The 14,146-nt window shown below is 70.4% G+C and carries 12 protein-coding genes; 7 read left to right on the forward strand and 5 right to left on the reverse strand.

The window, feature by feature from the left end:
* Positions 1-17: 17 nt before the first annotated feature.
* Positions 18-1,139, forward strand: coding sequence for an NADH:flavin oxidoreductase (locus M8I34_RS37610; RefSeq protein ID WP_250057444.1), 1,122 nt, complete (start codon positions 18-20; stop codon positions 1,137-1,139).
* Positions 1,140-1,233: 94 nt separating this feature from the next.
* Here M8I34_RS37610 and M8I34_RS37615 read toward each other — a convergent pair whose 3' ends face one another.
* The gene (locus M8I34_RS37615; protein WP_250057446.1) at positions 1,234-1,794 is read right to left on the reverse strand and encodes a GNAT family N-acetyltransferase; all 561 of its coding nucleotides are present in this window, start codon (positions 1,792-1,794) and stop codon (positions 1,234-1,236) included.
* A 325-nt stretch (positions 1,795-2,119) separates the two neighbouring features.
* On the opposite strand from M8I34_RS37615, the gene M8I34_RS37620 reads away from it, so the two are divergent.
* The 4 genes from M8I34_RS37620 (at position 2,120) to M8I34_RS37635 (ending at position 6,739) form a co-directional block, all read left to right on the forward strand.
* A complete protein-coding gene (locus tag M8I34_RS37620; protein ID WP_250057448.1) occupies positions 2,120-3,040 on the forward strand; it encodes a helix-turn-helix domain-containing protein in 921 nt (306 codons plus the stop codon).
* A 507-nt stretch (positions 3,041-3,547) separates the two neighbouring features.
* Positions 3,548-4,585, forward strand: a complete 1,038-nt coding sequence (locus tag M8I34_RS37625) for an alpha/beta fold hydrolase (protein ID WP_250057450.1) — start codon at positions 3,548-3,550, stop codon at positions 4,583-4,585.
* A 54-nt stretch (positions 4,586-4,639) separates the two neighbouring features.
* Positions 4,640-5,122: an SRPBCC family protein gene (locus M8I34_RS37630; protein ID WP_250057452.1), complete on the forward strand. Its 483-nt coding sequence runs from the start codon at positions 4,640-4,642 to the stop codon at positions 5,120-5,122.
* A 276-nt stretch (positions 5,123-5,398) separates the two neighbouring features.
* Positions 5,399-6,739: a diacylglycerol kinase family protein gene (locus M8I34_RS37635; protein WP_250057454.1), complete on the forward strand. Its 1,341-nt coding sequence runs from the start codon at positions 5,399-5,401 to the stop codon at positions 6,737-6,739.
* A gap of 86 nt (positions 6,740-6,825) precedes the next feature.
* Here the strand turns inward: M8I34_RS37635 and M8I34_RS37640 are convergent, their stop codons facing one another.
* The 4 genes from M8I34_RS37640 to M8I34_RS37655 form a co-directional block, all read right to left on the reverse strand.
* Positions 6,826-9,054 (reverse strand): xanthine dehydrogenase family protein molybdopterin-binding subunit, encoded by a 2,229-nt coding sequence (locus tag M8I34_RS37640; protein ID WP_250057456.1) that lies wholly within the window; start codon positions 9,052-9,054, stop codon positions 6,826-6,828.
* Between the two features lie 9 nt (positions 9,055-9,063).
* Entirely contained in the window at positions 9,064-10,047 is a 984-nt protein-coding gene (locus M8I34_RS37645) for a xanthine dehydrogenase family protein subunit M (RefSeq protein WP_250057458.1), read from the reverse strand.
* Positions 10,044-10,613: a 2Fe-2S iron-sulfur cluster-binding protein gene (locus M8I34_RS37650; RefSeq protein WP_250057459.1), complete on the reverse strand. Its 570-nt coding sequence runs from the start codon at positions 10,611-10,613 to the stop codon at positions 10,044-10,046. The genes M8I34_RS37645 and M8I34_RS37650 overlap by 4 nt, the downstream gene beginning before the upstream one ends.
* Positions 10,614-10,923: 310 nt before the next feature.
* A complete protein-coding gene (locus M8I34_RS37655) occupies positions 10,924-11,934 on the reverse strand; it encodes a chlorophyllase (protein WP_250057460.1) in 1,011 nt (336 codons plus the stop codon).
* A gap of 402 nt (positions 11,935-12,336) precedes the next feature.
* Here M8I34_RS37655 and M8I34_RS37660 point away from each other — a divergent pair, with 402 nt between their 5' ends.
* Both M8I34_RS37660 and M8I34_RS37665 read left to right on the forward strand, forming a co-directional pair.
* Positions 12,337-12,639: a hypothetical protein gene (locus tag M8I34_RS37660; RefSeq protein WP_250057461.1), complete on the forward strand. Its 303-nt coding sequence runs from the start codon at positions 12,337-12,339 to the stop codon at positions 12,637-12,639.
* Between the two features lie 841 nt (positions 12,640-13,480).
* Positions 13,481-14,074, forward strand: a complete 594-nt coding sequence (locus tag M8I34_RS37665; RefSeq protein WP_250057462.1) for a carbonic anhydrase — start codon at positions 13,481-13,483, stop codon at positions 14,072-14,074.
* Positions 14,075-14,146 lie beyond the last annotated feature (72 nt).

The raw sequence follows: 14,146 nt of genomic DNA on the forward strand, positions 1-14,146 counted from the left end.
TCCTAGGAGACCCGCACGTGAAGACCAGCGACACCGCCGCCCGCGCGGCTCAGGTGCTCTCCCGCCCCGTCACCCTGGGCGGCCTCACCGTGCCGAACCGGATAGCCATGGCGCCGATGACCCGCGAGTTCTCACCGGGCGGCGTCCCGGGCCCGGATGTCGCGGACTACTACGCGCGCCGGGCCGCGGGCGGGACCGGCCTGATCATCACCGAGGGCACCTATGTCGATCACGCGGCCGCCGGGACCAGCGGCGCCGTGCCCCGTTTCCACGGTGAGGACGCGCTCGCCGGATGGGAGCACGTGGTGCGGGCGGTGCACGCGGCGGGCGGGACGATCATGCCGCAGCTGTGGCACGTCGGCATGGCCCGCGAGGCGGGCGCGCCGCCCTTCCCCGACGCCCCGCCCTCCGGCCCGTCCGGGATCGCCCTCGACGGCACCCCGGCCGGCCACGCCATGACACAGCGGGACCTCGACGACGTCATCGCGGCATTCGCCGAGGCGGCCCGAACGGCCGAGCGCCTCGGCTTCGACGGAGTCGAGCTGCACGGGGCCCACGGCTATCTCATCGACCAGTTCCTGTGGTCGGGCACCAACCGACGCACCGACGCCTACGGCGGCAGCCGCACCGCCCGCACCCGCTTCGCCGCCGAGATCGTGGCGGCCGTCCGGGAAGCCGTCGCACCGGACTTCCCGGTCCTCTTCCGTATGTCCCAGTGGAAGATGAACAACTACCAGGCACGTCTCGCCGATACCCCGGAAGAACTCAACGAGATCGTGGCGCCGCTCAGCGACGCGGGCGTCACCGCCTTCCACTGCTCCACGCGCCGCTACTGGCTCCCGGAATACGAGGACTCCGACCTCAACCTCGCCGGTTGGGTCAAGAAGCTCTCCGGCAGGCCGACCGTCACCGTCGGCTCCGTCGGTCTCGACAACGAGTTCATCGGGACGTTCAAGGGCGAGCAGTCCGGCGTCACCGGCGTCGAGCGCCTGCTGGACCGCATGGAGCGCGACGAGTTCGACCTCGTCGCCGTCGGACGGGCCCTGCTCGGCGACCCGGAATGGGCCACCAAGGTCTTCGAAGGCCGCACCGACGAACTCCTTCCGTTCGACGCCTCGATGCTGCGCAGCCTGAGCTGACGCCTCGCGCCACGGGCGGCCCCGGACCGGGCGGCCGAGGGCTGCCCGGCGCCGCCCCCGAGTACTCCCTCCACTGTCCGGGCCGCCCCGGTCGTCAGCCGGGCAGCGGGATCTCGAAGTGCACGGTTCCGAAGCCCGCTCCGTGTTCGCCGGTGGTCCTGGCGTCGAAGACCTCCTTGGCGATGCTGTTCCAGAAGCCCTGCGCGCCGGGGATGTTGACGTTGGTGTGGAGGTAGACGCAGTCGTATCCCTTCGTGGCGGCGGCGAACTCGCACGCCCTCTGCACCATGGCGCGGGCCAGGCCACGGCGCCTGTGCTCGGGCCGGACATAGATGCGTACGAGCTGCGCCGCGGAAGCGTAGCGCTCGGCCAGCCATCGCGGATGCGGTGGATGCGCCGGCCCGCGGGAGAGCAGTCCGGCGGTGGCGACGACCTCATCGTGCGACAGGGCGACGATCAGCTGATGCCGTGGGTTGTCCAGGTAGGTGCCTTGGATGTCGATGACGTCGGGGTGCCACGCGGGCACATATCCGTAGTCGAACTCGCGGTAGAAGGTGTCCAGCATGACGCTGCGCGCGCCGTCGCAGTCCTGGGGTCGGGCCGGGCGGATCGTGTAGGTGTCGATCCCGTGCGGTTGTTGTTGCCGAGGGTGCATACCAGTCCATGGGTGAGTGGGGGCTCCGGGTCCCCAGGCTACCCGGCTATTGGAAATCATTTTCAACTTGGCTTTCGGTGCACCCGGTGGCCCTCCGGTGGGGCCGCCGTCATGACGTCGTCGTCGGTCCCCGGAGGCGGCCAGGCTGAGGAAGGACTCCGTTGGCGCTGTGGCGGACGCTCCTCACCGGCCGGTGGCGGCCTTGCCAGCCGGCGGACATAACCCGGCGGCGGGCGCGCGGGCACGCGGGCGTCAGACTCGCGGGCGTCAGAGTGGGTGCATGACACCCACGTTCCTCGTCGTGCGCGGGGATAGCGTGCAGCACATGAGCAGGAACGACCTGGGTGAATTCTTGCGCGCCCGCCGTGATCTGGTCTCGCCGGACGTGGCGGGACTCGTGTCGCACACCGTGCGTCGCGTAAAGGGGCTGCGGCGCGAGGAAGTCGCGCTGCTGGCAGGTGTGAGCACCGACTACTACATGCGGCTCGAGCAGGGGCGCGAACGGCACCCTTCGGAACAGGTGCTGGACGCACTCGCCCGTGCCCTGCGCCTGGACGAGGCCGCGGCAGCGCATCTGTTCCGCCTTGCGCTGCCTGCACCGCAGACCGCCGCGTCGGTCCCGACGCCGGAGGTGAGCCCGCAACTGGCGCAGCTGATGGACCACTTCGTGGAGGTTCCGGCATGCGTGGTGAGCCCGGCCCTGGACTTCCTGGCCACCAATCCGGTGGCCCGCCAGCTGTACTGCGGCTTCGCAGCCATCGACAATCTTCAGCGGATGATCTTCCTGGACCCGGCTGCCAGGGAGTTCTACCTGGACTGGGACCATGCCGCGCAAGGGGCCGTCGGAAACCTGCGGGCACTGTCGGCCCCGTTCCCCGACGATCCGCGCGTGACCGAGGTCATCGGGCAGATGTCGCGGCACAGTCCGGCGTTCGCCACGCTCTGGGCCCGCTACGAAGTGCGGCCCCGCACCAGCGAGGAGAAGCGCCTGTGGCACCCGCAGGTCGGTGAACTCCGCCTGCACTACCAAGCCTTCACGGTCACCGAAGCTCCCGGCCAGCAACTGTTCGTCTACTCCGCCCGGCCCGGCAGCCCCAGCGACGACGCGCTGCGCCTGCTGCGCTCGCTCGCCGCGGACCAGGCAGTCGGCGGGCCACCACACCGGCCGCATCGGGACGGCCCGGCCCGGCCACGCCGGACGAGCCCGGCACCCGTAGAAGAGACCGAAGCGGCCGAAGAGAACTAAGCGGCCGAAGTGAACGAGGCATCCATCCAGGACGTCCGCTCGTGGGACGTCCCGAATGCCGGCGCCAGGAAGGGGAGATGAGCCTGCGGCGGCCCGGCGCGGACCATGGCGACCCGTTCCAGCTGCACCGCCCCGCCCCCGAGGTTCCGTAAGTCGCCCACCCGCCTTGCCTGCGGGCGCGCCCTACCTGCCCATGCCGCGCGGTGCCGACGGCTCAGAGCAGGCTCCGGCCGCCGAGGTCCACCTCTCGTACCCGTACCCGTACCCGCGTCGTAGTCCCCGCTCGGCCAGGGCGGAGGCCACCCGGGCTCACCCCACTCGACACCACTGCCGCCGGTCCAGCGGCAGAAAGAGGCCGCAGCAGCGGCAGTCCCTGCGGGCCATCCACCGACGACTCGCACCTCCCCTCCGCACCCGATGACCGACGAGTCCGTACCCGACGACCTCCGAGCCCGCCCCCAACGACCGCCGAATCCGTACCCGACGACCGACGAACGAGAAGGTTTTATGTCTCATCACACCGCGCCGCAGCCCTTCTGGGCCGGCACTCCTGCCAGGACCTCACGCCGCGGGCACTTCTGGATTCCGGGCGAGCGTGTCACCGGTGACCAGGGCACCTACCAACGCGGGCCGATGTTCGTCGCCTGGGAGGCCCCTGAAGAGGTGACGCAGCCCTACCCCGTCGTCCTCGTGCACGGCGGCACCTTGCAAGGCACCGAGTGGCTCGACACCCCGGACGGACGGCCCGGCTGGGCCCAGCGCCTGGTCGAGGCAGGGTACGCGGTCCTCGTCGTCGACCGCCCCGGACACGGCCGTTCGCCCTATCACGGCGACATCATCGGCCCCATGGGGCCGCCTTTCTCCTACGAGGAAGGCCGGCGCGTCTTCTTCCCGCCCGAGACCGCCGAAGCGCAGACCCAGTGGCCTTTCGATCCGGCCGATGACGACGCCTGGGATGCCTTCATCGCCCCGTTCGGGCCGCTGCCCGCCGACCTTTCCGCCTCGCAGGAGATGGACGCCGACCGGCTCGCCCGCCTCGTGGACCGGATCGGTCCCGCCATCGTGATGACCCACTCGGCCTCCGGGCCCGTCGGCTGGCTGCTGGCCGACCGGCGCCCCGACCACGTCGCCGCCGTCGTCAGCGTCGAACCCATGGGACCGCCCTTCGCCGAGACCCACGGCATCGGAACGCTCCATTGGGGCTTGACGGCGGCCCCCCTCACCTACGATCCACCCCGCACCACCGCCGACGAGGTCGCCGCCGCCGACCCCGCGACCCTCCGCGTCCCCGCCCTGACCGGCGTGCCGATGGCGGTGGTCACCGGCGAGACCGCGGTCTTCGCCACCTACGCCCCGGCGATCGTCGACTTCCTCACCACGGCCGGCGCGGCCGCGGAACACCTCCACCTGCCGGACCGCGGTATCCACGGCAACGGCCACGGCCTGATCTACGAGTCCAATTCCGACGAAGCCCTACAGCCGGTCCTCCAGTGGCTGGACCAACACACCGCCACCCCGCGGGCCCGGCCCGGACAGACCTCGTAACCCCCAAGAACGTGCCTGCTCACTCCGGCACCACCCGACCTCAAAGGACTTTCCATGCCCGAAACCCGCGCCAGCGCGGTGATACCGGCCGATGCCACCGCGGTGTGGCGTCTCCTCCGGGACTTCAACGGCCTGCCCGCCTGGCAACCCGGCGTCACGCACAGCTCATTGCGGGACGGGGACGCCCCCGACCGCGTCGGCAGCGTACGTACCCTGACACTCCTCACAGGAGAGGAGGTGTCGGAAAGCCTCGTCGCGCTCGACGACCACACCCGGTCGCTGACCTACGACATCGTCAAATCCCCTTATGCCGTGCAGAGTTACCGCTCCACCCTGCGCGTCCTGCCGCTGACCAGCACCGGCGAATCCGCCGTCGAATGGACCCTGACCTTCGACTGCGCTCCTGCCCTCGCTGACGAACTGACCGGAACCTTCCGGGACGGCGTGTTCGCCACGGGGCTGCGCGGTCTGACCGACTACTTCCTCTCACGCGGCGGAGGCGCCCCCGTGTCCGGCGCCGGGGACGGCGCCTCCTGACAGGACGACGGGCGCACGGGGTGGTCTTCACGAGGGATACCGCGAAGATCCACCGGAGCCGGATCGACTGACAGGTACCTCCTGCGTCCGTCGCCGTCGGAGACGGCCGACGCGCACCGCCCGGACCCCGCCCGAGACGACCCTGGAGGCCACGGGTGTACCAGCCGGGAGACGGATCGGCCGACGGCACGCCGCCCTTGCCTGGCGGTGGGGGAGGAGGGCGTCGAGGATGGAGTGGAGGGGGAGGGCGGCGGAAACGGCGGGAGGTCTTCACGCGTGGACAGGCGTTGGGCCGCACGTCTGGCACTGGCGGCGGGAACGGCGGCGCTGCTGGTCCTGCTGGTGTTCGCCGGGCTCCGGGGCCTCGTGCTGGTGGCTGTGGGGCTGGCCGGGCTGGCCGTCACCGCGGCCGGTCTGTGGTGGGTGCTCGCGCACATCGGTGTGGTCAGGGTGCTCGGCCTCCTGCTGGCGGTGTGCGCACCGGTCGCTGTCCTGCTGCTCTACGCACTCGCCGGGCTGCTGTGGGTGGTGCTCGTCTCGCTCGCCCTGTGGACGCTTGCCGTCGTCACGGGCAGAACAGCACTGGCACAGGACACCGGCCCGGCACCCCCGCAGGAACGCCCGGTCGCTCCTGCGAAACGCCCCTTCCTCATCATGAACCCGCGCTCGGGCGGCGGGAAGGTCGGGAAGTTCCGCTTGGCGGACAGGGCCAGGGCTCTCGGCGCCGACGTCGTCGTGCTGGATCCCGCCCGCCCGCAGGACGTGGCCGAGCTGGCGAGGCGGGCCGTCGACGACGGCGCCGACCTGCTCGGCGTCGCGGGCGGCGACGGTACGCAGGCCCTGGTCGCGGGCGTGGCGGCGGCACACGGCGTGCCGTTCGTCGTCATCTGCGCCGGGACCCGCAACCACTTCGCCATGGACCTCGGCCTCGACCGTGCGGACCCCTCGGCGTGCCTTCAGGCGCTCACCGACGGCGTCGAGCTGCGCGTCGACCTGGGATTCATCGACGTGGGGGAGCCCACGCCGGAAGGCCGGGGGCGCGTCTTCGTCAACAACGCCTCCTTCGGCGCGTACGCGACCGTGGTGCAGAGCCCGGCCTATCGCGACGACAAGGCCCGCACCATCCTTCAGCTGCTGCCCGACCTGCTGACTCACCACAGCGGCCCACGCCTGAAGGTGCACGCCGATGCCGTGACCGTCGACGAGCCCCAGGCCGTCCTGGTGAGCAACAACCCCTACCGGGTGGGAGATCCCGCGGGCCTGGGACTCCGGGAACGGCTGGACTCCGGTGTCCTGGGAGTGCTCGGCGTCAAGGTCGACAACGCGGTCCAGGCGGCCTCGATGCTTCGTGGCAGACGGGGGCCCGGACTGACCTCGACCGCCGCCCGAGAGGTGGTCGTCGATGCCGACGCACCCGTCATCCCGGTCGGCGTCGACGGCGAGGCCCTCACCGTCCCCGCCCCCGTACGCTGCTGGATCGCACCGGGCGCCCTGCGCGTACGCCTGCCCCGCCACCGTCCCGGCGTGCCACGCAGCAAGCCCCCGATGAACTGGCGCAGGGTACGCAGGCTGGCCCTGACGGTGGGCCGGGCCGCGGCGGGCCGTGACACCGGTTGAGCAGCGCCGGCCCCTTCCCCCCGGTCAGGCCCTGAGCCAGTCCCGGTAGTGGGCGGGAGCGAAGGTGGGGTCGTACCGTCCTGGCTTCACCCGTCCATGGGCGGCAGCCCCGGCAACACCTTCTCGATCGTGATGGGGAAGTCGCGTACGCGTATCCCGGTGGCGTTGAACACCGCGTTCGCGACCGCCGCGCCGGCCCCGCAGATGCCCAGTTCACCGACCCCCTTCGCGCCCAGGGGGTTGGCCTTGTCGTCGTACCCGTCGAGTATGACGGCGTCGATGTCGGGGATGTCGGCATGGACCGGAACCAGGTATTGCGCGAGATCCCGGTTGACGAAGGCGCCGGATCGCGGGTCGACAACGGCCTCTTCCTCGAGGGCCGCGCCGGCTCCCCAGATCATGCCGCCGATCAGCTGCGAGCGCGCCGTCTTCGCGTTGAGCACGCGACCGACCGAGAACACGCCCAGCATCCGCCGCAGACGGATCTCGGCGGTGTCCGCGTCGACCCCCACTTCGGCGAAATGGGCGCCGTAGGTGTGGATCGAGTAGGCCGCGTAGTTCGGGTCATCGCCCATGAAGAGGGTCTGGCCCTCCGCCTCCATACCGTCGGGATGATGGCCCGCGACGATCTCGCTCAGTGTCTGGGACGCGTCACCGATGCGTACGCTGCCCTCGGCGAACACGGCGTCCGCCGGGTCCCGGCCGTGCAGCGGGGAGCGCGCATCACTGCCCGCCGTGACCAGCAGCTTCTCCCGCAGGGCCGCGCACGCCCGATGCGCCGCGGTGCTCGAGTTGGCGGCGCCCCACGAGCCACCGGACCCCCAGCTGGCGGGAAGCTCGGAACGCCCGAGCTCAATCCGCACCCGCTCGGGCGGCAGTCCGAGACCGTCGCCCGTGACCTGGGTCAGGACGGTGTAGGTGCCCGTGCCGATATCGGTCATGTCCGTCTGGACGACGGCGGTGCCGTCCGCCTCCAGGCGCACCCGCACCGTTGTCGGCCCTTGGAAATGCCCGCGGATGGCGGCCGACATGCCGCAGCCGACCAGCCACCGGCCCTCGCGCACACTCGCCGGGGTGGCGGGCCGGTGCTCCCAGCCGAACCGGCGCGCGCCTTCGCGCAGGCAGTCGACCAGGTGCCGGTCGCTGTACGGCACGTCTCGCTCGGGGTCCACGGTGGGCTCGTTGCGGATCCGCAGCTCGACCGGGTCCATCCCGAGCGCCTCGGCCAGCTCGTCCATCGCCGACTCGACCGCCAGCAGGCCCGGCGCCTCGCCCGGCGCACGGACGTCCGACCCGCGCGGCAGGTCGAGCGGTGTGAGCCGGTGGCTGGTCAGCCGGTGGGGCGCCGCGTAGAGGCTGCGGGTCGTGGCGGCGGTCTGCTCGGCGAACTCCAGGTCGGGGTTGGTGTGCATGGTGACGTCATGGGCGATCGCCGCCAGCCGTCCGTCGCGCCCCGCCCCCAGCCGGACCCGCTGGCTCGATGTGGGCCGCACGCCGACGAGTTGGAAGACCTGCTGCCGGGTCAGTGCGACCTTGACCGGTCGGCGCAACGCGCGGGCGGCGAGTGCCGCCAGGATCGTCTCGGCGTGGATGCCCAGCTTGGAGCCGAATCCCCCGCCGACGAAGGGGGTGACGATGTGGATCCGCGCAGGGTCGGTCCGGAGTGTGGCGGCGACCGAGGTCCGCGCCGCATCGACGATCTGGGAGCTGACGTAGACGACCAGATCCTCGCCACGCGGTTCCACCAGACAGGCGTGCGGCTCCATCGGCATCGAGAGTTCGTACGGCGTCGTGTAGAGCTGATCGACACACACGGCGGCGTTACTGAATCCGGCGTCAAAGTCGCCCACCGCAGTGTCGGTGGGGAGCCCGGCGTTGACCACTTTCGGGATGTACGTCTCGTCGTCGTCCGCGGCGAAGGCGAACCGCCCCCGCCCGGTGGCGTATTCCACGTCGACGAGATCGGCCGCCGCTCGGGCCTGCTCGAAGGTCCCGGCGACGACGAGTGCCACCGGCTCGCCGTAATAGTGAACGTCCGGGCCGGTCAGTTCCGGCTGGGCGCGCCAGTATTCGAACGAAACGGACTCATCGTGCGGACCTTGCTCCGGCGCATTCTGATGGGTCATCACCATGCTTACACCGCCCGCGCGTTCGGCGTCCTCGGTGTCGATCCGGGTGATACGGCCCTTGCCGATCGTCGCGCCGACGATGACACCGTAGAGCGGTTGGCCGGCCTCCCCGTACTCGTAGGCGTAGGTGGCCCGGCCGGTGACCTTCATCGGGCCGTCAACGCGGTTCAGGGCTTGCCCGATCATCTCGCCTCCTCAGCTCGACCGGGCCGCTTGTGCCAGCGTGCGGCACAGCGTGCGCTTGGCCAGCTCGATCTTGAAGTCGTTGTCGCCCTGCCCCACGGCGTCGCGCAGCGCGGCCTCGGCGGCGTCGCGATACGTGGCCGAGGTGGCGGGACGGCCGGCCAATACGGCCTCCGCTTCGAGGGACCGCCAGGGCTTGTGCGCCACACCGCCGAACGCCACCCGCGCCGCACGGATCGTTCCCTGGTCGGTCGCGACGACAGCCGCCACGGAGACCAGCGCGAACTCGTACGACGCCCGGTCACGCACCTTGCGGTAGAGCTGCCGGCCCGGTGGGGGAGGGGGCAGGATCACGCCGGTGATCATCTCGCCGGTCCTGAGCACGGTCTCGATGTCCGGTGTATCGCCCGGCAGTCGGTAGAAGTCCGTGATGGCGACGCGGCGTACCGATGCGTCGGCGTCGAGCAGCTCGATCTCCGCGTCCAGCGCGGTCATCGCGACGGCCATGTCCGAGGGGTGGGTGGCGATGCAGGAGTCGCCGGCGCCGAGGATCGCGTGTATCCGGTTGAACCCGCCGATCGCCGAGCAACCGGTGCCGGGATTCCGCTTGTTGCAGTCCGCTGCGGTGTCGTAGAAGTACGGGCAGCGAGTGCGCTGCAACAGGTTTCCGCCGGTGGACGCCTTGTTGCGCAACTGGCCCGAGGCACCGGACACCAGCGCCTGCGACAGCACCGGATAGCGGGTACGGACGCGGGCATCGGCGGCCAGGTCGGAATTCGCCGCCTGGGCGCCGATCCGCAGTCCGCCGTCCGGCAGTTCCTCGATGTCCCGCAGCGGAAGCCGGCTGATGTCGACGAGATGGCTGGGACGCTCGATGCCGAGTTTCATCAGGTCGAGCAGATTGGTGCCGCCGCTGATGAACTTCGCACCGCTTCTGGACACCGCCGCGACGGCGGCCTGCGCGTCCGTCGACCGCTCGTAGGTGAAGGGCCTCATGCCGGGCCTCCGTCCGCGACGCCGCGGATGGCCGCGACGATGTTCGGATAGGCGGCACACCGGCAGATGTTGCCGCTCATCCGCTCGCGGATCTCCTCATCGCTCAACGCGATCCGCGACGCGGCCACGTCAGCGGTGGCGTGGCTGGGCCAAGCCGCCTCCACCTCGGTGAGCATGCCGACGGCCGAACAGATCTGGCCGGGAGTGCAGTAGCCACACTGGAAGCCGTCACACTCGACGAAGGCGCGTTGCATGGGGTGCAGGTCATCGGGATCGCCCAGGCCTTCGATCGTCACCACCTCGTCGCCCTCGTGCATGACGGCGAGCGTCAGACAGGAGTTGACGCGCCGACCGTTGATCAGCACCGTGCAGGCGCCGCACTGACCGTGGTCACACCCCTTCTTGGTCCCGGTCAGGCGCAGATGCTCGCGCAGCGCGTCGAGCAGCGAGGTCCGTGGATCCACCTCCAGCCGCCGCACCTGATCGTTGACGCTCAACGTGAGCGCCGACAGTGGGGCCATCTCGCCCTGGCTCCGCCCGGCGGCGCCCCTATCGGAATCGCTCATCACAGCCCGCCCTCCTCGCTGGGTGCGGTGTCACGCTGGATATGCCTCACCACTGTCGGGCGCGTCCCCTGGCCCCCAGGGTCTCGCAAAAACATGACTGTCGCACCGCGAGGATTCCTTCGGCGCCAGTCGTCACCGCCGGCTCGGAAACACCCGGAGTCCGCACCCCTCACCCGGTGTGCCCGGTCACCGTGTGAGGGGCGGTGTGCCTGGTCACCGCCCTCACGCGGGGTACCTGGTCACCGACCGGGCGGAACCTCGATCCCGCTCCCTGCGGACTCGTGGACGACCTGCTCATGCGGTGGGCCCGCTACGGAGACGGCGCCTCGTCGGCCTCGTCGACCTCGTCGGCCACATCGGCCTCCTTGGACTCGACCCGTCCGAGCGGGTCGGGGCCGGCCGTCAGCGCCTGACACGCCGCCCGCCAAGCCACATCCCCGGGGTAGAGCTCGGTACGGAGGTAGGCCCAGGTGAGCCGCTGGACCGCCGACACGCGCTCGGGGTTCTCGTCCGTGGTCTCGGCGACGTCGTATCCGGAGACCCCGCCGAGCCCGTGCTCTGCGTCGAACAGGGTGAGCAGGGACTTGCGGCCCGGGGAGAGGACGTACGGATCGGTGTGCCACTCCGGGCCCCGAACCGTCAGATGGGCAGAGGCGTCCTTGTCACCGGCGACCACGAGCGTGGGCGTCGTCATCGCGGAGAAGTCCGTGGTCAGGAAGAACGAAAAATTTTCGGCCACGGACTCGGTGAGAGCATCGCCGCCTCTGCCGGGCGCGGCGAGCAGTACACCCGCCTTGATCCGGGGCTCGGCCAGGTTCACTTCCGTTCCGTCGTGCGGATCGGTGAGCCGGGCGCCCAGCAGCAGGCTCGCGGTGTGTCCGCCCATCGAGTGCCCGGCCACGGCGACCTTGCTCCGGTCCAGACGCCCGAGGAGCTGCGGGACGGCGGCCTCGATCACATCGAGCCCGTCGAGGATGCGCTTCATGTCCTCGGCCCGTGACCGCCAGTACAGCGGCGCCCCGGGGGTGGCCGGATCCAGGCTCAGCGTCCTCGAACTCAGATGGGTGGGCTGGATCACGACGAAGCCGTGCGCCGCCCAGAAGTTGGCGAGAGGGGCGTAGCCGTTCAGCGAGGAGAGGTGGTGGGAATAGCCCTGACCGTGCGAGAGGAGGATGACCGGCAGGTCGCCCCCGGTCACGGGCGCGGAGACCCGCACTTCCAGGTCCACGGCCCGGCCGGGAGCCGGCAGCACCACCGGACTGACCGAGAGGACGGGAGTGGGCGAGCCGAAGGTGTCGGCTGGGCGGGTCGATTCACTCATGATGCGCATTTCCCTTCAAGGGCCTCTGCTCCCGGTCTCGTTCGGCCGGCGGCGCGCGAGGCGGTCAGGAGCGCGTCCGGCATCAGCTCAACTGAAAACGGAACGCTGTTCCGGTTAACATACGGAGCAGTGTTCCGCTTTGTCAACGGGCGCTGTTCCGCCTTGCCAACGGCCCGGCTCCTCCGTGAAGTGGGGAGGGGCGCAAGGGAGGCGGCAAAGATGTGAGTAGCCGTCAGTTTCCCTCCGACTGCGGCAAGATGAGAGAGGTGAGGGGGAGCATCTGACGCGTACACCCGCGACCCCCAGAAGGGTGCGCTACGCCGAACTCGGCTTCAGTGAGCGGATGCTCCCCTGGATCTTCGTTCTCTTGCACGGCCTGCTGTGCTTGGGCAGGCTGCTCGCGTGAGCTACCTACGTGACGACGCACGACTCATCAGAGCCCATCTGCCCCCGCACGCCCGGCCGCCGCACGACGCGGAGGGGCTGTTCCTGCTGTACGCGGTGCTCATGCGGGCCAAGGGCGAGCACGTCACGGACGTGGACGTGCACGACGCCTGGGCAGCCTGGACGGAGATGCGCAACCCGGACCATGCGGCGCTCGTACCGTTCGAGGCCCTGGACGAGGCGACCCAGCGTCAGGATCTGCCGTATGTCGAGGCCATTCGGGCCGCGGCGGGTGAGCGCGGAGTGTCCGGGGCGCCGTGACGCGCACGGGCGCCGCCGTTTTCGCCAGTGGTGCCACCTCGCCCCACAGGCCGTGGCCGGTTTACGGGCAGAGCCCGAACCAAGCGGCACCACGGGTGTGCGCCGGCGTTCGAGCCCGTTTGCTGTTGCATCCGTCGGGGGCCTCCAGCGCCGCGCGGAGGGGTATCAGGCGCTCGCGCCCCTGCCTCCTGCCCCGGCCGTCGGCCATCGGCAGCAGTCCGCGGCCCGACTCCGCGGTCCGCCCCGACGTGCACCGCCGGGCGCAAGTGAACAGTGGGGAAACGAGAGGCAACACGCTGGTGATGGGCGGAGGTTACGGAGGATCGGGGCGCTCGCGGGAGCGCTCTTTCGATCTCGCCCTCTAGGGCGTACGCCTGGGCACGTCGCGGCGTTCAGTGCGCCAATTACCTTTATATGAATGTGCTTGACCGTGACTTGACCTACGGCCGTGAGGTAATCTCCAGGCAAAGAGGTGTTCGCGGTAGCCAAGTGGGCCGCTGACGCACTGACGCAGTGGCACGCATGTGGTCGGGTCAACGGCCGCATTATTCGGGGGAGATGCGCTGATGGAGTGGCGACGGATCCCACCCGATGCCGGGCGCCGGTCGAGACCGTCACTTCCGGAACACAGAAGTATCCGCTCCTGCCGCGATGCGGTGGTGACGCGCTCCGCGCTGTAGGCGCGAGCGCCGTCCCCTCCCGGATCACCTCTTCGCGTCAACGATGACGCGGGAAGCGCCGGCTGTCCGCCCTTCGGGCACGCCGGCACACGTCCCTTCCACTGATGACCTGAACACACCGCGCCCACAAGCACGCTTGGGGGCGCAGGAGAAAGGCCACCATGAAGTCCCTGGTTGACCACGCACGATCCTTCACGACGCACGTCACAGAGCGTGCAGAGGAATTCCGCGCCCTTGAGGCCGGTCAGAGCCCAGAAGTCCTGTTCATCACCTGTTCCGACTCACGCGTGGTGCCGTCCCTGATCACCGGCGCACGGCCGGGGGAACTGTTCGAGCTGCGGACGGCGGGCAATATCGTGCCCGAGTACAGCAGCGACCGGCCCAGCGGTGAGACGGCCACCATCGAGTACGCCGTGCGGGTGCTGGGCGTCCGCGACGTCATCGTGTGCGGACACTCCCACTGCGGCGCGGTCAACGCCCTGGTGAGCGGGGACGATCTCTCCGGCGTGCCCGCCGTACAGGGCTGGCTGGAGCACGCGGCGTCCCAGCCCGAGACGACCGCACCCCATTCCCCCGACCTCGCGGAGGCGGTCCAGCGTCACGCGGTCGCCCAGCTGGAGCGATTGCACGCCCACCCCTGCATCGCGGAACGGGTCGAGGCAGGATCCTTGACGCTGCACGCCTGGTACTACGAGGTGCACACCGGTGCAGTGAAGGCGTACACGCCGGGCGACAAGTCCTTCCGGCCGCTGTGACCCGCACCCGCCCGCCCCACGGGCCTCCGCGTACCCCTCCCTTTCCGCTTCCGCTGTGCGAGGAAGTCCACT

Origin of the sequence: Streptomyces sp. MCA2 (assembly GCF_023544705.1) — a bacterium.
In the GTDB taxonomy this organism is placed as follows: Bacteria; Actinomycetota; Actinomycetes; order Streptomycetales; family Streptomycetaceae; genus Streptomyces; species Streptomyces decoyicus.